The organism is Klebsiella sp. 141198 (assembly GCF_050600785.1).
GTDB lineage: Bacteria > Pseudomonadota > Gammaproteobacteria > Enterobacterales > Enterobacteriaceae > Klebsiella > Klebsiella aerogenes.
In genome coordinates this window covers 263,036-281,709 of the sequence record NZ_JAQIRM010000006.1, presented here as the reverse complement: position 1 = coordinate 281,709, position 18,674 = coordinate 263,036, and the positions used below count along the sequence as shown (strand labels likewise).

Below are 18,674 nucleotides of genomic sequence, written 5' to 3'. Positions count from 1 at the left end.
AATTAATGTTTTTACCTGAGAGGGCTGGGGTGAGGCATTTCCCTCACCCCAACCCTCTCCCAGAGGGAGAGGGAATGGACCTCGCGGGTTATTTATTCAGCAGCGACAGGACTTCTTCGACGCTGGTGGTTTTCGCCAGCCGCTCAATCACGGTTTCGTCATCCAGCGCGTTGGTCAGGCTGGTGATAACGTGAATGTGTTCGTTGTTGCGGGCGGCGATACCAATGACCAGACGTGCGACTTCATCTTCTTCTTCACCGAAGCGTACGCCTTCCGGATACTGGCAGAAGACGACGCCGGTTTTCAGCACCCGGTCTTTCGCTTCGATGGTACCGTGCGGTACCGCGATGGATTCGCCAAGATAGGTCGAGGTCAGCTTCTCGCGGTCGAGCATCGCCTGCACATATTCCGGCTCAACGTATCCACCTTTCACCAGTTGTTCACCGGCGAAGCGAATCGCCTCTTCTTTGGTGGCCGCTTTGCGCCCAAGGAAGATGTTATCCGCGCCCAGCTGGAACAGGTTTTTGTCGTCATTATCAAAACTATCTTTCAGGCTATCGGTGACTTTCACTTCGTTGTCGATGTGGCGCTGGGCCGCCACCAGACGCTCGGTCAGGCTGGTGTACAGGCCGCTGTCGAGGAAGTTGGTCAGCGAAATATGCTGCGCCTGTGGTACCTGGCGCATGGCGCGCTCGGTCAGATCGCGGTGGGTGATCACCAGGTCGACATCCGGCGGCAGGTTGTTAATCGCGCTGTTGGTAACCGAAATGTTGCTCAGTCCGGCATCCTGCACCTTCTTACGCAGTACCCCGGCGCCCATGGCGCTGGAACCCATACCGGCGTCGCAGGCAACGATGATTTTACGCACGTGGCTCAGGTCGTTAGCCACGTCGCCCGCCGCCAGCGGCGTCGCCGCGCCTTTGGACTCGGCCTTCATGTCGTGCATGCGACGAGTCGCCGCTTCGATATCGTCTTCTTCTTTCACTTTGCTGGTTTTCAGCAGGATGGCAGAGACAATAAAGGAGACCGCCATCGCCGCAATAATGGCCGCGATGTTAGCGAAGTAGGCGCCTTTTGGCGTCATCGCCAGTACCGCCAGAATGGAACCCGGGGAAGCAGGGGAAACCAGGCCGCCGTTGAGGATAGTCAGGGTGAAGACGCCGGTCATACCGCCGAGGATAACGGCCAGAATCAGACGCGGGTTCATCAGCACGTACGGGAAGTAAATTTCGTGAATACCGCCCAGGAAGTGGATGATTGCCGCACCGCCCGCAGACTGCTTCGCGCTGCCGCGGCCAAAGAACATGTACGCCAGCAGAACGCCCATCCCCGGTCCCGGGTTAGCTTCAATCAAGAAGAAGATGGATTTGCCAAGCTCATGGGACTGCTGGATACCCAGCGGCGAGAAGATACCGTGGTTAATCGCGTTATTGAGGAACAGGATTTTAGCCGGTTCAACAAAGATAGACGCCAGCGGCAGCATGTCGTGCGCCACCATGAAGTTAACGCCGGCCGCCAGCAGTTTTGACAGCACTTCAACCGCCGGGCCGATGCCGAGGAACGCAAGAATGGCAAGGATCATCCCGATAATGCCGGCGGAGAAGTTATTCACCAGCATTTCGAAACCGGATTTGATCTTACCGTCTACCCAGGCGTCAAATTTCTTAATGCAGTAGCCGCCGAGCGGGCCGGCGATCATCGAGCCGAGGAACATCGGCATATCCGCACCAACGATAACGCCCATGGTGGTGATAGCGCCGACGACGCCGCCTCGTTCGCCGCCAACCAGCTTACCGCCGGTATAACCGATCAGCAGCGGCAGCAGGTAGGTGATCATCGGGCCGACCAGCTTCGCCAGCGTCTCGTTCGGCAACCACCCTGTTGGAATAAATAACGCGGTGATAATCCCCCACGCGATAAACGCGCCGATATTCGGCATCACCATATTGCTGAGGAAACGACCAAAGCTTTGCACTTTGATCTTGATATCGGATGACATAAAACACCCCTTCTTCTGTTTTGCTTATCGCGCAGGCTGAACGCCCGAGGTTTGTTGTTAATGTGGCGGCAGAGGTAGCCGGACCCTGATTGATAGTGCGAAATCTGGCACTGAATCGTTAAGCTGTCCAGCGAGCGGCTTTTTATGTGATTTGCGTCACATGAATATAGGTGTCTGGTACTTATATGTAGTGATCTTCATCACAAAAATGATGTGTAAAAAAACAACAACAGGAGATGAATGGCCATAAATCGCATTTTTATGTGATGTTTATCACATTATAACTTTGTGTTTTTGTTATTTGTTTGTGACGTACATCACAAAATATTTTGCACTCAATTCCGCTGTGTGTGATCCACCGCAAGTTCTGCTTTCCCCAGCGGCCAACGATGTAACTTTGCAACCCGTCTGGGCGAAGAACATTTTTTGCTGCTAATGGCGGAAATGAAAGCGGTGAATTATGCTCAAATTGTCAGTCAGGCGTCGCTTCAGCGGCGCTCACAATTCCAATAATCTATTAGCGTGAATCGAGGAAATTATGTTTCTCAATTATTTTGCGCTGGGCGTTCTGATCTTCGTTTTCCTGGTTATTTTTTACGGGATTATTATTTTGCACGATATTCCGTATCTGATCGCGAAGAAACGTAATCACCCGCACTCTGATGCGATTCACGTCGCAGGGTGGGTTAGCCTGTTTACGCTGCACGTAATATGGCCATTTTTATGGATTTGGGCGACCCTTTATCAGCCGGAACGCGGCTGGGGAATGCAGCATAAGCCGAATGACGCAGAGCCTGATGGCACCGACAGCGAGCTGGCGCAGCTCAATCAGCGTATCGCGGAACTTGAACATAAAATCGCGCATTTGCAGCCGACAGCGCCGCCGTCCTCGCCGGAGAAATAATCATGGACCTGTTGATCATTTTGACGTACGTGGCCATTGCGTGGTCGGTATTTAAAATATTCCATATTCCGGTAAATAAATGGACAGTCCCGACAGCGGCCTTAGGCGGTGTATTTATTGTTAGCGCGCTTATTTTATTAATGAACTATAACCACCCTTATACTTTTACTGCGCAGAAAGCGGTTATTTCCATTCCTATTACGCCGCAGGTTACCGGCATTGTTAGCAGCGTGACCGATAAAGCCAACCAGCGGGTGAAAAAGGGCGAAGTACTATTTACTATCGACCCGGCGCGCTACCAGGCGCGTGTCGACAGGCTGCAGGCCGATCTGGTCACCGCGTTGCATAGTATCAATACCCTGAAAGCCCAACTGCAGGAAGCCCAGGCGAACACCGTGCGCGTCTCTGCCGAGCGCGACCGGTTGTATAAAGATTATCAGCGCTATTTGAAAGGCAGCCAGGCGCGGGTCAATCCGTTTTCGGAAAGCGATATCGATAATGCGCGGCAAAACTACCTTGCCCAGGATGCGTTGGTGAAAGCCTCGGTCGCCGAGCAGGCGCAGATTCAGAGCCAACTGGATAGTACGCTGAATGGCGAACAGTCGCAGGTGGTGAGCCTGCGCGCGCAGTTGGCGGAAGCGAAATATAACCTTGATCAGACCACCGTCCGCGCGCCGAGCGATGGTTACATTACCCAGGTGCTGATTCGCCCGGGAACCTACGCCGCGTCGCTGCCGCTGCGCCCGGTGATGGTCTTTATTCCGCAACAAAAACGGCTGATTGTCGCTCAGTTCCGCCAGAATTCGTTGCTCAGGCTGGAGGCTGGCGATGATGCCGAAGCGGTGTTTAACGCCCTGCCAGGGCAGGTGTTCCACGGTAAACTGGTAAACGTATTGCCGGTGGTGCCTGGCGGGACTTATCAGGCGCAGGGTTCGCTGCAGTCGCTGAGCGTCACGCCGGGTAGTGATGGCGTGCTGGCGACAATTGAGCTGGATCCGGATGCGCAGGTCGATGCGCTACCCGACGGCATCTATGCCCAGGTGGCGGTCTATTCCGACCATTTCACCCACGTGTCGGTGATGAGAAAAGTGCTGCTGCGCATGACCAGCTGGATGCACTACCTCTATCTCGATCATTAATGCGATCGGCGGCAGGTTGAGACAATGTCGCGCCTGCCATTTGCCTGCGCCTGAACCATACTGATCTTTTCGTTGGCGAAAGGAGCAGGCAATGAAACTTATCGGCAGCTACACCAGTCCTTTTGTACGCAAAATTTCTGTCATCTTGCTGGAAAAGGCGATCCCCTTCGAGTTTGTGAACGAATTCCCCTATAACGACGTCAACGGCGTGGCGCAGTACAACCCGCTGGGTAAAGTTCCGGCGCTGCTGACAGATGACGGCGCATGCTGGTTTGATTCGCCCATTATTGCGCAATATCTTGAACTGCTTAACGTCGCGCCGGCGATGCTGCCTACGGAACCTCTGGCGGCGCTGAAGATGCGGCAGCTTGAAGCCTTGTCTGACGGCATCATGGAGGCGGCGATCGCGCTGGTGCGGGAAAAAGCGCGTCCGGCGGCGCAGCAGTCAGAAACCGAACTGCTCCGCCAGCGGGAAAAAATCGCCCGCGGTCTTGATATGTTGGAAGGGTACGCCGCCGACGGCACCTTGCGTCACGGTGAGCTGAATCTGGCGACCATTACTGCCGCCTGCGCCATTGCTTATCTCAATTTCCGTCGCGTGGCGCCCGGCTGGTGCGCGACGCGGCCAAAACTGGTCAAACTGGTCGAGACGTTATTTCAGCGCGCCAGTTTTGCACGTACCGAACCGCCAGGGAGTTGACCCAGGCAGGTAACAGTTTCCTCGCGCAGGCGTTACAATCGCCACTCATTGTTGACTCCCTCTCCCGTCGGGAGGGGGGAAAATAACTTATCGTCAGGTTCACTCATGTCTACCGATACTCGCGCGCTTTATACCCGGCTTCCGGCCATTGATCGTTTACTTCGCGATCCCGCTTTTGCTTTACTGCTCGATCGCCATGGCCATTCGCAAATCGTGGCGCTGCTGCGCCAGATGTTGGATGAGGCGCGGGAGCATATCCGCCAGGCGCAGGCATTGCCAGAGTGGTGCGACGACTGGCCTCAGGAGACCGCCAGCCGGCTGAACCATAGCCAGCAGAGCGCGCTGCGTCCGGTATTCAACCTGACGGGCACCGTGCTGCACACCAATCTGGGTAGAGCCATTCAGGCGGAAGCCGCGGTGCAGGCGGTGGCGCAGGCGATGCGCGCGCCGGTCACGCTGGAATACGATCTCGACGATGCCGGGCGCGGTCATCGCGACCGGGCGCTGGCCGATCTGCTGTGCCGGATCACCGGCGCGGAAGATGCCTGTATCGTCAATAACAACGCGGCGGCGGTGCTGCTGATGCTGGCGGCGACGGCCAGCGGGAAAGAAGTGGTGGTCTCGCGCGGCGAACTGGTCGAGATCGGCGGCGCATTTCGCATCCCCGATGTCATGCGCCAGGCCGGTTGTCTGCTACATGAAGTGGGCACCACTAACCGCACCCACGCCAAAGATTATCGTCAGGCTATCAATGAGCAGACCGCCCTGCTAATGAAAGTGCATACCAGCAACTACAGCATTGAAGGCTTTACCAAAGCGGTCGATGAGGCGGAGCTGGCGGAAATTGGCCGCGAACATGGCGTGCCGGTGGTGGCCGATCTCGGCAGCGGCTCGCTGGTGGATTTGAGCCAGTACGGCTTGCCGAAAGAACCGATGCCGCAGGAATTGATTGCGGCCGGCGTGAACCTGGTGAGCTTTTCCGGCGATAAGCTGCTTGGCGGGCCGCAGGCGGGGATTATCGTCGGCGATCGGGCGCTGATCGCGAAGTTACAGAGTCATCCGCTTAAGCGCGCGCTGCGGGCGGATAAAATGACGCTGGCGGCGCTGGAGGCGACTCTGCGGCTGTATCTGCATCCGGAAGCGCTGACCAACGATCTGCCGACGCTACGTCTGCTAACCCGCCGCGCCGAGGATATCCGCCAGCAGGGCGAGCGTATTCAGCCTGCGTTAGCAGCGCACTATAGCGATTTTGACGTGCGCGTCGAAGCGTGTTTATCGCAGATCGGCAGCGGGTCGTTGCCGATCGACCGACTGCCCAGCGCCGCGTTAACCTTTACGCCGCGCGATGGTCGCGGCAGTCAGCTGGAAGCGCTGGCCGCCCGCTGGCGCGCCTTGCCGATACCGACGATCGGCAGAATTTATGATGGCCGCTTATGGCTGGATCTGCGCTGTCTTGAAGATGAACCCCGGTTTATGGAGATGTTATTGAGATGATTATTGCCACCGCCGGACATGTGGACCACGGCAAAACCACGCTGCTGCAGGCGATTACCGGCGTTAACGCCGATCGCCTGCCGGAAGAGAAATCGCGCGGGATGACTATCGATCTCGGCTACGCCTATTGGCCGCAGCCTGATGGCCGGGTGTTAGGTTTTATCGATGTGCCGGGGCATGAAAAGTTTTTGTCCAACATGTTGGCCGGCGTGGGCGGGATCGATCACGCGCTGCTGGTGGTGGCCTGCGATGACGGCGTGATGGCGCAAACCCGCGAGCATCTGGCGATTCTGCAGCTGACGGGAAAACCGACGTTAACCGTCGCGTTGACCAAAACGGACCGCGTGGACGCGGCGCGCGTTGCCGAAGTCCGGGCGCAGGTGGAATCCACGCTGAGCGAGCTGGGGTTTGTCGCCGCCGCTTTCTTCGCTACCGCGGCAACGGAAAACCTCGGCATTGCCGAACTGCGCAGCCATTTGCTACAGCTGGCCGAGCGCGCGCATCCGCAACAGCAGCGTTTTCGTCTGGCGCTGGATCGCGCCTTTACCGTCAAGGGCGCGGGGCTGGTGGTGACCGGGACGGCGTTATCCGGCGAGGTAAAAATCGGCGATACCCTCTGGCTGACCGGCGCCAATAAACCCATGCGCGTCCGCGGGCTACATGCGCAGAATCAGCCGGTTGAACAGGCGCGGGCCGGGCAGCGCATCGCGCTGAATATCGTTGGCGATGCGCAAAAAGAGGATCTCAGCCGCGGTGACTGGCTGCTCTCGGCTCAGCCCGCAGAACCTTGCGAGCGGGCGATCGTCGAGCTGACCTGTCACGCGCCGCTCAGCCAGTGGCAGTCGCTGCATATCCACCATGCCGCCAGCCATATCACCGGCCGCGTTTCGCTACTGGAAGGCAATCTGGCCGAGCTGGTGCTGGATACGCCGCTGTGGCTGGCGGATAACGATCGCCTGGTATTGCGCGATATTTCCGCCCGCTTGACGCTGGCCGGCGCGCGGGTGGTGACGCTGAATCCGCCGCGCCGCGGTAAACGCAAGCCGGAGTATCTGCAGTGGCTTTACGCGCTGGCCGAAGCGCAGGGCGACGACGTGCAGGCGTTGGATATACATCTGCAGCGCGATGCGGTGCGTCTTGACAAGTTTGCCTGGGCGCGGCAGCTGAGCGCTGACGGCCTCACGGCATTAATTAACCGTCCGGACTATCTGCAGGCCGGGAATAGCCTGCTTAGCGCGCCGCTGGCCGCCCGCTGGCAGAAAAAAATGCTCGACGCGCTGGCCCGTTATCACGACCAGCATCGCGATGAGCCGGGGCCGGGGCGTGAACGCCTGCGGCGGATTGCGCTGCCGATGGAAGATGAAGCGCTGGTGCTGCTGCTGATTGAGCAGATGCGCAGCAGCGGCGTCATTCAAAGCCATCACGGCTGGCTGCACCTGCCGGAGCATAAAGCCGGGTTTACCGATGAGCAGCAGGCTATCTGGCAGCGGGCGGAGCCGCTCTTCGCCGATGAGCCATGGTGGGTACGCGACCTGGCGCGCGATCTGAACATCGAAGAGTCGTTGATGCGCGCGGTGCTGCGCCAGGCGGCGCAGCAGGGGATGATTACGGCGATCGTGAAAGATCGTTATTATCGCAACGATCGGATTGTTGAATTTGCGCAATTGATCCGCCGTCTGGATCTGCAGCGCGGTTCCACCTGCGCGGCGGATTTTCGCGATACGTTAAATATTGGCCGTAAACTGGCGATTCAAATACTCGAATATTTCGACCGCATTGGCTTTACCCGCCGCCGGGGCAACGATCATCTACTTCGCGATGCGCTGTTATTCCCTGAAAATAAAAACGGCGAATAATAACGCAAATGAAAAATTAAGCCGGTAATGTTTAACAGTACGTTAAAAAAGGAAATATTAACGTACTGTTTTTCATCCAATTTCTTGCCAGAAATGGCGTTCAGGTCATGTTTTTTATTACAACATCCTCGTACCCTTCCATGATATTCACCTAAATGAAGGAATCATCATGGCTGCATCGACTTTTTATATTCCGCCAGTGAACGTCATTGGCACTGGTTCTGTTACTGAAGCGATGAATACTATCCAGCAATACGGATATCGTCGGGCATTAATCGTCACCGACGCGATGCTGAATAAATTAGGTATGGCGGGTGAAGTACAAAAGGCGTTACAGGAACGGGATATTTTCAGCGTGGTGTATGACGGCGTGCACCCGAACCCGACGACCCTGAACGTCGAAAGCGGTCTGGCGCTGCTAAAAGAAAATAACTGCGACTGCGTGATTTCCCTGGGCGGCGGTTCCCCGCACGATTGCGCGAAAGGTATCGCGCTGGTCGCGGCAAATGGCGGCAACATCCGTGACTATGAAGGGGTGGACCGTTCGGCGAAACCGCAATTGCCGATGATCGCTATCAATACCACCGCCGGTACGGCTTCCGAAATGACCCGCTTCTGCATCATTACCGATGTCGATCGCCACATCAAAATGGCGATTGTCGATAAACACGTGACGCCGGTTCTGTCGGTTAACGACTCTTCGCTGATGATGGGGATGCCGAAATCTCTGACCGCCGCCACCGGTATGGACGCGCTGACTCACGCTATCGAAGCCTATGTTTCCATCGCGGCGACGCCGATTACCGATGCCTGCGCGTTGAAAGCCATGACCATGATTTCACAGAATTTAACTCATGCAGTGGAAGATGGCAGTAATGAACAGGCGCGTGAAGCGATGGCCTATGCGCAGTTCCTTGCCGGTATGGCCTTCAACAACGCGTCGCTGGGCTACGTCCACGCGATGGCGCACCAGCTGGGCGGCTTCTACGATCTGCCGCACGGCGTCTGCAACGCCGTCCTGCTGCCGTTTGTGCAGGAGTACAACTGCAGCGTCGCCGCCGCGCGTCTGCGTGACTGCGCGCAGGCGATGGGCGTGAACGTAGCCGGGCTGAACGATAAGCAGGGCGCGGAAGCCTGCATCGCGGCCATCCGCGAGCTGGCGCGTAAAGTCGGCATTCCGGCCGGTCTGCGCGATCTGAACGTTAAAGAAGAGGATATTCCGCTACTGGCCAGCAACGCGCTGAAAGATGCCTGCGGTTTAACCAATCCGATTCAGGCGACCCACGAAGAAATCATGGCGATTTTCCGCGCCGCGATGTAATCCTAAAAACTCCCCGGCGGCGATACGCCGCCGGGTGACGTTAGTTTTGCCCGTAATAAGCATTCGCGCCGTGCTTACGCAGATAATGTTTGTCGAGCAGTTCTTGCTGCATATCGGCCAGCTGTGGCGTGAGCTGACGGGAAAAAAGCCCCATATAGGCGCACTCTTCGAGGACGACGGCATTATGCACGGCGTCGGCGGCGTTTTTACCCCACGCAAACGGACCGTGTGAATGCACTAGCACTGCCGGGACCTGCATGGGATCGAGATCGCGCGCTTCAAAGGTTTTAACGATCACCTCGCCGGTCTGATACTCATATTCACCATTAATTTCATCGGCAGTCATCAGGCGGGTACAGGGGATCGCGCCATAAAAATAATCCGCGTGCGTGGTGCCCCAGGCCGGTAAATCCAACCCTGCCTGCGACCAGATCGTCGCGTGGCGCGAGTGGGTGTGAACGATACCGCCGATTTGCGGGTAGCGGCGGTAGAGCGCAAGATGCGTTGGCGTATCGGAGGAGGGCTTTTTAGCGCCTTCAACCACATGGCCGCTGGCGATATCGACGACCACCATGTCGTCAGCGCGCATGACGTCGTACTCCACCCCGGATGGCTTGATAACCATCAGCTTGCCCGTTTCATCGATGGCGCTCACGTTGCCCCAGGTGAAGGTCACCAGCTGATGCGCAGGTAGCGCCAGGTTGGCGGCTAATACCTCAGACTTCAATTGTTCTAACATGTGAAACCTCCTTCTTGCATCCGCGCTTCTATCCAGCGGCGCGCCTGTATAATTTCCAGTACCGGCTCTTTGGCTTTTTCCGTCCACATCTCAATTAAGAATGAACCGCGATAGTTCAGCTCATGCAGCGTTTTGAAGATGCCGACAAAATCGACACAACCCTCGCCGAAGGGGACGTCGCGAAACTGCCCCGGCGATTGTGCGGTTACGGGTAGCGTGTCTTTAAGATGGATAGCGGCGATGCGGTCGATGCCCAGTTTAAGCTCGGCGCTGACGTCGTTGCCCCAGGCGCTCAGGTTACCGACATCCGGATAGACGCTGAACCACGGCGAGGCGAGCATCTCGTCCCATTTTTTCCATTTGCTGATGGAGTTCATAAAAGCGGTATCCATGATTTCGACCGCCAGCATGACCTGCGCCGCCGCGGCCTGTTCGACCGCCCACGCCAGCCCTTCGGCAAAGCGTTGCTGCGTGCCGTCATCGTGTTCTTCGTAGTAGACGTCATAGCCTGCCAGCTGGATGGTGCGGATCCCTAAATCGCGAGCCAGTTGAATGGCTTTGGTCATGATCTCGCGCGCCCGCAGGCGGGTTGGCTCATCGCGGCTGCCAAACGGGAAGCGGCGATGGGCAGACAGGCACATTGACGGGATGGCTACCCCGGTCTCCAGCATCGCCGCGACCAGAGAGGCGCGCTGGGTGGCGCTCCACTCCAGGCGCGCCAGACGTTCGTCGGTTTCATCGACCGACATTTCGACAAAATCAAAACCGCAGCTTTTCGCCAGCACCAGCCGTTCCGGCCAGCTAAGATTTTTCGCCAGCGCTTTCTCATAGATGCCTAAGGGATGATTACGCATGCTGTTCTCCCCAGATGGCGTCGATTTGGGCGTGGAAATCACTCGCAACCTGCGCAGGCTGCGCCGCGCCCGCCAGCGCGCGTCCGGCAATAAACGCTTTGACGTCAATATCGCTAAACAGCGGTAAGTCGGCCGGCGTGATGCCGCCGGTAATGGACAACTGCAGGCCGATATCCGACAGCGCTTTCATACGCGCCAGATCGGCGTCGCCCCACTGCTGGCCGCTGGCCTGTGCATCGCGGCCGCGGTGATAAATCGCCTGGCGGACGCCGATGCGGTACCAGTCGCGCGCGTCATCCAGCGTCCAGTTACCGAAGAGTTCAATCTGAATATCGCCGCCGCAGGACTGGGCGACGGCATGGCCTTTCTCAACGGTCGCCAGCGGCGCGGCGCAGATAATGGTCATCCAGTTGGCGCCTGCGGCAAAGGCCTGTTGGGCCAGCGTTTCGCCAGCGTCGGCGACTTTCCAGTCGGCGACGATAATTTTATCCGGACACTGGGCGCGCAGGGCTTTTACCGCGTTGAGTCCTTCCGTCAGACACAGAATTGTGCCCGCTTCCACGATATCAACGCGATGGCGCAGTACGGCGACATCGCGCTGGGCGGCTTCCAGGCTGGTATGGTCGAGCGCCAGTTGTAGTAATGGTCGGCTCATAATGTGTGCTCCTTAATGCGGGCGTGATAGCCCTGTAGTGCGCTAATCAATTGCTGGTATTGGCGGTATTTACGCTGATAAAGACGGTGTGCGGTCATGTCAGGCAGCAGGGTTCGTACCGGATGCTGCAGGCTGCTCAGGGCCTCGCGGAAGTGGCGATAGACGCCGGTACCGACGCGGGCGGCAAGCGCGGCGCCAAAACAACCGGTCTCTTCAACCTGCGGCAGTTCGATGCGCAGACCGCTGACGTCCGCCAGCATTTGCATCCATACCTCGGAATGCGCCGGACCGCCGGTGACGCGCAGAGCCTGGACATGGGTAAAGCGCTCACGCATGCGGTTGAGATGCGTCATATGGCTGAAGACCACGCCTTCATACACCGCCTGTAGCAAATGCGCGCGGGTGTGCATGGCCTGCATGCCGTAAAAACCGCCGGTCATCTCCAGGCCGGCGTTGCTACCGTAAAGGAACGGCAGAAAGAAGAGCTCGCTACCGGCTGTTGGCAGGCTGGCGACGGCCTCATTAATCTCGGTAAATGAGAGCCCTCCCCACTGCGCGGTAAACCATTCAAGGTTGCCGGAAGAGGTGGGGCTCGCTTCGTGCACAATGTATTCGCCGTCATTGACGAACCGGCCATAGACGTAAGGATGAGCCTCATGCTCACGCAGCCCGTGGGTGATCCCGCTGGTGACCGCCCAGGTTCCCATCACCGCATTGAGCACTGATTCATCGTTGAGGCCCGCGCAGAGCGCGGTAGAAACCACATCAAACAGACCGCCGACGACGGGCGTTCCCGCCGCCAGACCGGTAACGGCAGCCGCCTGAGCGGTGATTTCCCCGCATATTTCCGCAGAGCCGACGATCGGCGGCAGCGCCTCGTCAATTTCACTAATGCCTAACCACCGGGTCAGGCGCGGGTCGTATTGCCCGCTATTCATGTTGTAGAGATTGGACTCAGAAATGTTGCTTTCTTCGCAGCCTTTTATGCCGGTCAAACGCCAGCGAAGATAATCATGGGCCATCATGACGCAGCCGATTTGCCCATAGCGCTGCGGCTCATTTTCTTTCAGCCACCGCAGCAGTGAAGCGGGATGGCCGGTCCACAGCGTCTGGCGAGTGAGAGGGTAAAGCTGCTCAGGGATGCCATCCTGTTGCCAGCGCTGAACGATATCTAACGCCCGGCGATCGGAGGAGAGTATTGCGTTACCTAACGGGCGATCCTGTTTATCAAGCAGAAATAGCCCTTTACCCTGAGCGGAGATAGCGATGCCCTTGATTTGCTTACCATTGACGTTAGCGGCGTTGAGCAGCCTGGCGATGGTTTCATGGCAGCGTTGCCAGAGCAGATCCATTTCCCGCTCGGCGTAGCCCGGCTGCGCGCTGAGGGTGCGTAAAGGGCAGCGTTCGATACGCCGCTCTACGCCCTGGCTGTTATATAAACCGGCTTTTAGATAAGTACCGCCACAATCGATACCCAGCCAGAAGGTCTCTTTTTCACTCATCTTAGTCTTCCAGTTTTCCGGACGACGCCTGGCCGTCCGGGGCAGTTTTAAGCTGCGTGGTTACGCGGAGTCATGGTCTTTGCGGGTGCAGAGCCGGCATCGCATTTTGCCGGCAGCAGCAGCGCCATCAGGGCCGCCAGCGCCAGTGAGATAGCCAGGCAATAAACGCCGGCATCTTTGCTGTAGAGGGTGATCAGTACGCCTACGGCGTAAGGGCCGCAGAAGCCGCCGAGGTTGCCGAGAGCGTTGATCACCCCGCGGGCTCCACCGGCCATTTCGGCGCTGAACAGGCGCGCCGGAATGGTCCAGAACACACCGGCGGCGGATTGCAGGAAGAACCCGCAGCCAACCAGCGCGGCATAGGCCAGCCAGATGTGATTTTTCAACGCCACGGATAGGAACATGCACAGTGCGAAGCCGATCAGCGGCAGGCAGACGAATAGCTTGCGTTTGCCGGTACGGTCGGAGAGCGAAGAGAAAAGGAACATACCGGCAATCGCGCCAACGTAGGGCAGAATAGCGAGCACGCCGACTTGCCCCATACTGCTATGGGTCAACTCTTTCAGAATGGTCGGTAGCCACAGGGTGTAACCGTAAATCCCGGTTTGATAGAAAAAGTTAAGGGCGATGAGCTGCCACATGGTTTTGTCAGAGAGCACCGCGCCGAGCGAGGCATTTTTGACTTCAGTTCCGGCAATCGCCTTTTGCTCCGCCGCCAGCGTTTCGACCAGGTAGGTTTTTTCCGCTGCTGATATCCAGCGCGCTTCCTGCGGGCGGTCGTAAACGGTGTATGCCCACAGCGCCAGCACGACCACCGAGAGCAAGCCTTCGATAATAAATAGCCAGCGCCAGTCGAGAACGGTGATGATCCAGCCTGACAGCGGGGCGGTAATAATCCCGGCAATCGGCACAAACATAATCACAATGGCGTTGGCGCGGCCGCGTTCAGCGTCCGGGAACCAGTTGCTGATCATCGTTAGCACCACCGGCAGCATGCCGCCTTCCGCCACCCCTAATAAGAAGCGCAGGATCAGCAGTTGGTATTGATTGGTGATTAAACCGGTCAGTACGGAAATAATGGCCCAGGCGACCAGCGACCAGCCGATAAATTTCTTGCCGCTGCCGTGTACGGCGATTTTTCCGCCAGGGACTTGTAAGAATAAATAACCAATAAAGAAAATACCACCAGCGAGCCCCGCCATGGTAGCGGAAATACCCAGTTCGGCATCCATACCGCCCGGCATCGCAAAGGCGATATTAACGCGGTCCATATAGGAAATAATACAGGCAATAAGAATCGGTGGAATAATTCTCAGCCAACGCTGGCGTGGAATATCTTTTGCTGTAGGGCGAGAGGTCATGTTCATATTAATATTCTCGTAGAGTAAATATTATGACAATGAAAACGTAGTTGTTCTTATGCGTTTTTTAATATGCTGATACCGTCACGCAAAATGGCTATGCGGTGGTTAACATCGGCATTTGGGTCTATTTCCAATAATTTAATACCGGCGAACTGCAACGATGCGCCTGCAGCGCAGGCGAAAATATCGCGGGCATGCTGCGCGGTCATCAGGCTTTGCGGGCAGAAGGGCGCAAATGGCGCGTGTAAATCCTGCCATTCGCCATATTCACCCTGGCGGGTGGTGCCGGAGAACATCAGCGCGCCCAGTTTACCAGCCTGTTTAACCTGCCGGGTATGGGCCAACGGCAGCGCGGTATCGCGGCCTTCAATGGCCGAGCGCGCCCAGTTGATGCACACGCTTATCTCATGGTCGGCAATGACTTCCAGTACATTATCCAGTGGCAGAAAGCCTTTACGCGGTGCTGGGCCATTCATCGCGTCACAGTGTTCCAGCACCAGATCGCAGCGCCAGTCCCAACTGGCGATTTCTTTGAGCGAGCGTGAAAAGGCGTCCGTTGCCTGGGCGATGTTTTGATCTCCCGCCAGCGGCGCGGCCTGTAGCTCAAGCGCGGTGACTTTACCGGGTTGAATACCGTTGATTTTATTAATTTTGCGATGAAGGTGGCGGTAGTATTCAACGCAGGCTACACGCTGTTGTTCATCGCTGGAGGCCAGGCCGAAGCCGGCGTTTTCTCCGCGGCGGCGCATGGTTTCCATAATGGCGGTAATCACAATTTGCCAGTTATCCGGCGTATGGCGCAGCAGCCACTCATCGCCTAATGGATGGATATGCTCAAGACAAGGCTGTTCTATGCCACGAATATCTGGAGTATCGGCAAGTTGTCGCCAGAATTCCTTCTCTTCCTCTTCACTCTTTTGGTGAAATGAGGGTGCACAGGGATACGCACCGATAATATAACCGGTAGTAATATTCATTATGTGCTCCTGTAAATTTAATGAGATGATTAGTTCTTTTACAGAATATCGATAGCTACCTTAACGACGATTTTTCTAATAGGGGTGGCGGTGCTTTTAATACACCCAGGTCGATGTACATCTTGTGGGAAGAATATGGCATAGCTACCGGGTATCATTTCAATAAACGATTCGTGTTCACTATCGTGATAAAAAATAATATCGCGCTGTTCTAATAACGATTCGCTGATCTGGTTATTCCCATTATCAATGGCGATACCTATTTTTTCTTCACCGGAAGCGAGAAATTGAATATCTAAATAATGCCGATGTACCTCCGGACGGTTTTCTGTCGCCGTACGGGTAGTCAGATCGATGATCTGCGCAAAAATATTCTTACCATCAATTTCGACGACGCCGGGGGGCTGGTGGCGAAAATCGGTAGTCCGAAGAAAATCGAGCGCCTTTTCAATCGCTGCCGGTAGACGGCAAGGATTCGGTTGTGAAATATGGCCGAAAATCATAGTGGTTTCCCCTACAGAGCCTGAATTTTGGCCCATACGCTGTCGTCGACGGTGATCCCGTTACGGCGGTTTTCTTCCAGTAATCGCGTAAACTCGTGGCCCGGTAGGCGGACCGCTACATTTTCATCGGCGCGTTCGGCGGTGGTGATGAAGTCCATGATCCGCTGTAGTTTGGCGTCACGCGTTTTGCCATCAATGAGCTTGTCGACTTCAATAGCGATGAAAATCTGCGATACGCCATATTCGTCGCTATTGTCCTGAGTGACTTCAGCAACGGAGGAACCGTTGGAAAGTAGGGTGGCTATCATATCCAGCACAATTGATAAACCGGAACCCTTCCAGTAGCCCATCGGCAGGATACGGCGATTTTTCTCAATCACACCGGGCTCTTTCGTCAAATTACCGTCATCATCAAACCCGCCATCTACCGGCAGCGCGCGACCAGCCAGGCGATTAACCTCCAGCATGCCGTAGGAGAACATCGACATCGACATATCGACCATTGTGATCGGAGTGGATGGAATTGCCACGATCAGCGGATTGGTGCCAATGCGGCACTCTTTAGCGCCCCACGGCGGCATGACGGCGATAGAGTTGGTCCAGCAGATGCCTATATAGCCTTTTTCCGCCGCCTGCCAACCGTAGCTGCCGCCGCGCATCCAGTGATTGGCGTTGCGTAATGCCACCAGGCCAATGCCATGGTCGGAGGCCAATTCAATGGCGCGATCCATCATCTTTTTCGCCGTCAGATTGCCAATCGAGCGCCGGGCATCCCACTGCTCAATAGCGCCAAGGCTGGTGACGCGCTGAGGTTTCGCATCCGGAATGATATCGCCGTTATCCAGTTGCTGAATAAAACGTGGAAAGCGATTCACTCCGTGTGAGTAGACGCCGGATTCCGTGGTGCGGGCGAACATTTCCGCGCAGGCGTCGGCGGTTTCCGCCGCAATACCGCGTGAGAGTAATACCCGATTGAACGCCTCTTTTAGCTGCGCAAAAGTTACTTTCATTCCCGTGTTCCCCTTAGGGTTTGAGTGATTTTTTATCTTCACGTTTCACATATCGAAATCTGATTTCAAATATAACGATCAATTTTTGACAGATCAACGGCAGATGCTATTTTTAAAAATCATTAAAATCAGTTGGTTGTGTTTTTTCGGTTCAGATCGTGAACTGAACCACACTTTGCGCTACCATCAGAGCGCGATTAAAAAGGAAGCCGAAGCGATGGGCACAAAAGAGAGTGAAATGACGCAAGAGAAAGAGAGGCCAGCCGGAAGCCAGAGTCTATTTCGCGGGTTAATGCTGATTGAGATCCTCAGTAACTATCCAAACGGTTGTCCGTTGGCGCATCTGTCTGAACTGGCGGGCCTGAATAAAAGTACCGTGCATCGGTTGTTGCAGGGCCTGCAGTCCTGCGGCTACGTTACTCCGGCGCCTGCCGCCGGAAGTTACCGCCTGACCACCAAATTTATTGCCGTTGGGCAAAAGGCGCTGTCGTCGCTGAATATTATTCATGTCGCTGCGCCGCATCTTGAAGCTTTAAACATCGCCACCGGCGAGACGGTGAACTTCTCCAGCCGTGAGGACGATCACGCGATTCTGATTTACAAGCTGGAGCCGACTACCGGTATGCTGCGTACCCGCGCCTATATTGGCCAGCATATGCCGCTGTACTGTTCGGCGATGGGCAAGATCTACATGGCGTTCGGCCATCCTGACTACGTTGCCAGCTACTGGGACAGCCATCAGGATATTATTCAGCCGTTGACCCGTAACACCATTACCGGCCTGCCGGCGATGAACGACGAGCTGGCGCAGATTCGCGAACGTAATATGGCGATGGATCGCGAAGAGAACGAACTCGGCGTCTCGTGCCTGGCGGTACCGGTATTCGATATTCACGGCCGCGTGCCTTATGCCATTTCGATTTCGCTGTCGACTTCGCGCCTGAAACAGGTTGGTGAGAAAAACCTGCTCAAACCATTGCGTGAAACGGCAGAGGCGATTTCCCGCGAGCTGGGGTTTGTGATTCGCGAAGGCTAAGGCAACTGGCGAGATCTTGCTGGGTATTTGCCTAAAACGCAGCTGATTCCATTCAGGATCAAAGCGCACAGCGGGGTTTTTCTGGCACGCTGCGTTTTTATCCCGAATGGAGTTGAGGATGAACCGCTTTATTATCGCTGATGCACAAAAGTGTATCGGCTGTCGAACCTGCGAGGTGGCCTGCGTGGTGTCGCATCAGCAGGGGCAGGATTGTTCTACCGTTTCTGCAAGACGTTTTACACCGCGGATTCGCGTGGTGAAAAGCGATGAGCTATCAACGGCGACGCTGTGCCGTCAGTGCGAGGATGCACCCTGCGCGAACGTCTGCCCGGAAGGGGCAATACGCCATGAAGGCGACGTCTGGCGTGTCGATCAACGGCTGTGCATTGGTTGTAAAAGCTGTATGGTGGCGTGCCCTTATGGGGCGATGACGGTGATGTTGACCGACGAAGGCGTGCAGGCGCTGAAGTGCGATCTGTGCGCGCACCGGCAAACGGGACCGGCGTGCGTAGCGGCCTGTCCGACTCAGGCGCTGCGCTGTATTGAGCCCGCCGAGCTGGAAAGATTAAGCGCCGAGCGCCGCCGTTGGGCGGCGCAGGCAATGTAATCGGATGTCCCCGG

17 protein-coding genes are annotated in these 18,674 nt (G+C 56.3%); 8 read left to right on the top strand and 9 right to left on the bottom strand.

Features of this window, described 5'->3' with window-relative positions; genetic code table 11:
• Nucleotides 1-88 precede the first annotated feature (88 nt).
• Entirely contained in the window at nt 89-1,999 is a 1,911-nt protein-coding gene (mtlA, locus tag PGR10_RS20805) for a PTS mannitol transporter subunit IICBA (protein ID WP_047047680.1), read from the bottom strand.
• Between the two features lie 538 nt (nt 2,000-2,537).
• On the opposite strand from mtlA, the gene PGR10_RS20800 reads away from it, so the two are divergent.
• From PGR10_RS20800 to yiaY, 6 genes are all read left to right on the top strand, one after another.
• Complete coding sequence (locus tag PGR10_RS20800) at nt 2,538-2,903, top strand: DUF3302 domain-containing protein (protein ID WP_087858947.1); 366 nt, start codon at nt 2,538-2,540, stop codon at nt 2,901-2,903.
• A gap of 2 nt (nt 2,904-2,905) precedes the next feature.
• The gene (locus PGR10_RS20795; protein ID WP_087858948.1) at nt 2,906-4,042 is read left to right on the top strand and encodes an HlyD family secretion protein; all 1,137 of its coding nucleotides are present in this window, start codon (nt 2,906-2,908) and stop codon (nt 4,040-4,042) included.
• Between the two features lie 91 nt (nt 4,043-4,133).
• Nucleotides 4,134-4,742 (top strand): glutathione S-transferase, encoded by a 609-nt coding sequence (locus PGR10_RS20790; RefSeq protein WP_113374033.1) that lies wholly within the window; start codon nt 4,134-4,136, stop codon nt 4,740-4,742.
• Nucleotides 4,743-4,847: 105 nt separating this feature from the next.
• The gene (selA, locus tag PGR10_RS20785) at nt 4,848-6,236 is read left to right on the top strand and encodes an L-seryl-tRNA(Sec) selenium transferase (protein ID WP_213794201.1); all 1,389 of its coding nucleotides are present in this window, start codon (nt 4,848-4,850) and stop codon (nt 6,234-6,236) included.
• Complete coding sequence (gene selB / locus PGR10_RS20780) at nt 6,233-8,092, top strand: selenocysteine-specific translation elongation factor (RefSeq protein WP_430924044.1); 1,860 nt, start codon at nt 6,233-6,235, stop codon at nt 8,090-8,092. Before selA ends, selB begins: the two co-directional genes overlap by 4 nt.
• Nucleotides 8,093-8,261: 169 nt before the next feature.
• Entirely contained in the window at nt 8,262-9,413 is a 1,152-nt protein-coding gene (yiaY, locus tag PGR10_RS20775; RefSeq protein WP_113374030.1) for an L-threonine dehydrogenase, read from the top strand.
• A gap of 40 nt (nt 9,414-9,453) precedes the next feature.
• Here yiaY and araD read toward each other — a convergent pair whose 3' ends face one another.
• From araD to yiaK, 8 genes are read right to left on the bottom strand one after another with little or no spacing between them, the layout of a single operon-like run.
• Nucleotides 9,454-10,152, bottom strand: coding sequence for an L-ribulose-5-phosphate 4-epimerase (gene araD / locus PGR10_RS20770; RefSeq protein ID WP_047067304.1), 699 nt, complete (start codon nt 10,150-10,152; stop codon nt 9,454-9,456).
• Nucleotides 10,146-11,006, bottom strand: a complete 861-nt coding sequence (locus PGR10_RS20765; protein ID WP_045390681.1) for an L-ribulose-5-phosphate 3-epimerase — start codon at nt 11,004-11,006, stop codon at nt 10,146-10,148. The genes araD and PGR10_RS20765 overlap by 7 nt, the downstream gene beginning before the upstream one ends.
• Entirely contained in the window at nt 10,999-11,661 is a 663-nt protein-coding gene (gene ulaD, locus PGR10_RS20760; protein WP_430924043.1) for a 3-keto-L-gulonate-6-phosphate decarboxylase UlaD, read from the bottom strand. Before ulaD ends, PGR10_RS20765 begins: the two co-directional genes overlap by 8 nt.
• Complete coding sequence (locus PGR10_RS20755) at nt 11,658-13,163, bottom strand: FGGY-family carbohydrate kinase (RefSeq protein WP_430924042.1); 1,506 nt, start codon at nt 13,161-13,163, stop codon at nt 11,658-11,660. Before PGR10_RS20755 ends, ulaD begins: the two co-directional genes overlap by 4 nt.
• 47 nt (nt 13,164-13,210) lie before the next feature.
• Complete coding sequence (locus PGR10_RS20750; RefSeq protein WP_430924041.1) at nt 13,211-14,530, bottom strand: MFS transporter; 1,320 nt, start codon at nt 14,528-14,530, stop codon at nt 13,211-13,213.
• 50 nt (nt 14,531-14,580) lie between these two features.
• Nucleotides 14,581-15,504 carry a DUF4862 family protein gene (locus tag PGR10_RS20745; protein ID WP_308957657.1) on the bottom strand — a complete coding sequence of 308 codons (924 nt, stop codon included), beginning with the start codon at nt 15,502-15,504 and terminating at the stop codon, nt 14,581-14,583.
• 38 nt (nt 15,505-15,542) lie between these two features.
• Nucleotides 15,543-16,007: a YhcH/YjgK/YiaL family protein gene (locus tag PGR10_RS20740; protein WP_213794194.1), complete on the bottom strand. Its 465-nt coding sequence runs from the start codon at nt 16,005-16,007 to the stop codon at nt 15,543-15,545.
• 11 nt (nt 16,008-16,018) lie between these two features.
• Nucleotides 16,019-17,017 carry a 3-dehydro-L-gulonate 2-dehydrogenase gene (yiaK, locus tag PGR10_RS20735; protein WP_430924040.1) on the bottom strand — a complete coding sequence of 333 codons (999 nt, stop codon included), beginning with the start codon at nt 17,015-17,017 and terminating at the stop codon, nt 16,019-16,021.
• A gap of 217 nt (nt 17,018-17,234) precedes the next feature.
• On the opposite strand from yiaK, the gene yiaJ reads away from it, so the two are divergent.
• On the top strand, nt 17,235-18,053 hold the full coding sequence (gene yiaJ, locus PGR10_RS20730) for an IclR family transcriptional regulator YiaJ (RefSeq protein ID WP_045390824.1): 819 nt from the start codon (nt 17,235-17,237) through the stop codon (nt 18,051-18,053).
• A gap of 118 nt (nt 18,054-18,171) precedes the next feature.
• The gene (locus PGR10_RS20725; RefSeq protein WP_045375337.1) at nt 18,172-18,660 is read left to right on the top strand and encodes a 4Fe-4S binding protein; all 489 of its coding nucleotides are present in this window, start codon (nt 18,172-18,174) and stop codon (nt 18,658-18,660) included.
• The last annotated feature ends 14 nt before the right edge of the window (nt 18,661-18,674 follow it).

What these genes read in the sequence shown, in the direction of transcription:
- mtlA (WP_047047680.1), bottom strand. Translation starts at nt 1,999, where the DNA reads ATGTCATCCGATATCAAGATCAAAGTGCAAAGCTTTGGTCGTTTCCTC.
- PGR10_RS20800 (WP_087858947.1), top strand. Translation starts at nt 2,538, where the DNA reads ATGTTTCTCAATTATTTTGCGCTGGGCGTTCTGATCTTCGTTTTCCTG.
- PGR10_RS20795 (WP_087858948.1), top strand. Translation starts at nt 2,906, where the DNA reads ATGGACCTGTTGATCATTTTGACGTACGTGGCCATTGCGTGGTCGGTA.
- PGR10_RS20790 (WP_113374033.1), top strand. Translation starts at nt 4,134, where the DNA reads ATGAAACTTATCGGCAGCTACACCAGTCCTTTTGTACGCAAAATTTCT.
- selA (WP_213794201.1), top strand. Translation starts at nt 4,848, where the DNA reads ATGTCTACCGATACTCGCGCGCTTTATACCCGGCTTCCGGCCATTGAT.
- selB (WP_430924044.1), top strand. Translation starts at nt 6,233, where the DNA reads ATGATTATTGCCACCGCCGGACATGTGGACCACGGCAAAACCACGCTG.
- yiaY (WP_113374030.1), top strand. Translation starts at nt 8,262, where the DNA reads ATGGCTGCATCGACTTTTTATATTCCGCCAGTGAACGTCATTGGCACT.
- araD (WP_047067304.1), bottom strand. Translation starts at nt 10,152, where the DNA reads ATGTTAGAACAATTGAAGTCTGAGGTATTAGCCGCCAACCTGGCGCTA.
- PGR10_RS20765 (WP_045390681.1), bottom strand. Translation starts at nt 11,006, where the DNA reads ATGCGTAATCATCCCTTAGGCATCTATGAGAAAGCGCTGGCGAAAAAT.
- ulaD (WP_430924043.1), bottom strand. Translation starts at nt 11,661, where the DNA reads ATGAGCCGACCATTACTACAACTGGCGCTCGACCATACCAGCCTGGAA.
- PGR10_RS20755 (WP_430924042.1), bottom strand. Translation starts at nt 13,163, where the DNA reads ATGAGTGAAAAAGAGACCTTCTGGCTGGGTATCGATTGTGGCGGTACT.
- PGR10_RS20750 (WP_430924041.1), bottom strand. Translation starts at nt 14,530, where the DNA reads ATGAACATGACCTCTCGCCCTACAGCAAAAGATATTCCACGCCAGCGT.
- PGR10_RS20745 (WP_308957657.1), bottom strand. Translation starts at nt 15,504, where the DNA reads ATGAATATTACTACCGGTTATATTATCGGTGCGTATCCCTGTGCACCC.
- PGR10_RS20740 (WP_213794194.1), bottom strand. Translation starts at nt 16,007, where the DNA reads ATGATTTTCGGCCATATTTCACAACCGAATCCTTGCCGTCTACCGGCA.
- yiaK (WP_430924040.1), bottom strand. Translation starts at nt 17,017, where the DNA reads ATGAAAGTAACTTTTGCGCAGCTAAAAGAGGCGTTCAATCGGGTATTA.
- yiaJ (WP_045390824.1), top strand. Translation starts at nt 17,235, where the DNA reads ATGGGCACAAAAGAGAGTGAAATGACGCAAGAGAAAGAGAGGCCAGCC.
- PGR10_RS20725 (WP_045375337.1), top strand. Translation starts at nt 18,172, where the DNA reads ATGAACCGCTTTATTATCGCTGATGCACAAAAGTGTATCGGCTGTCGA.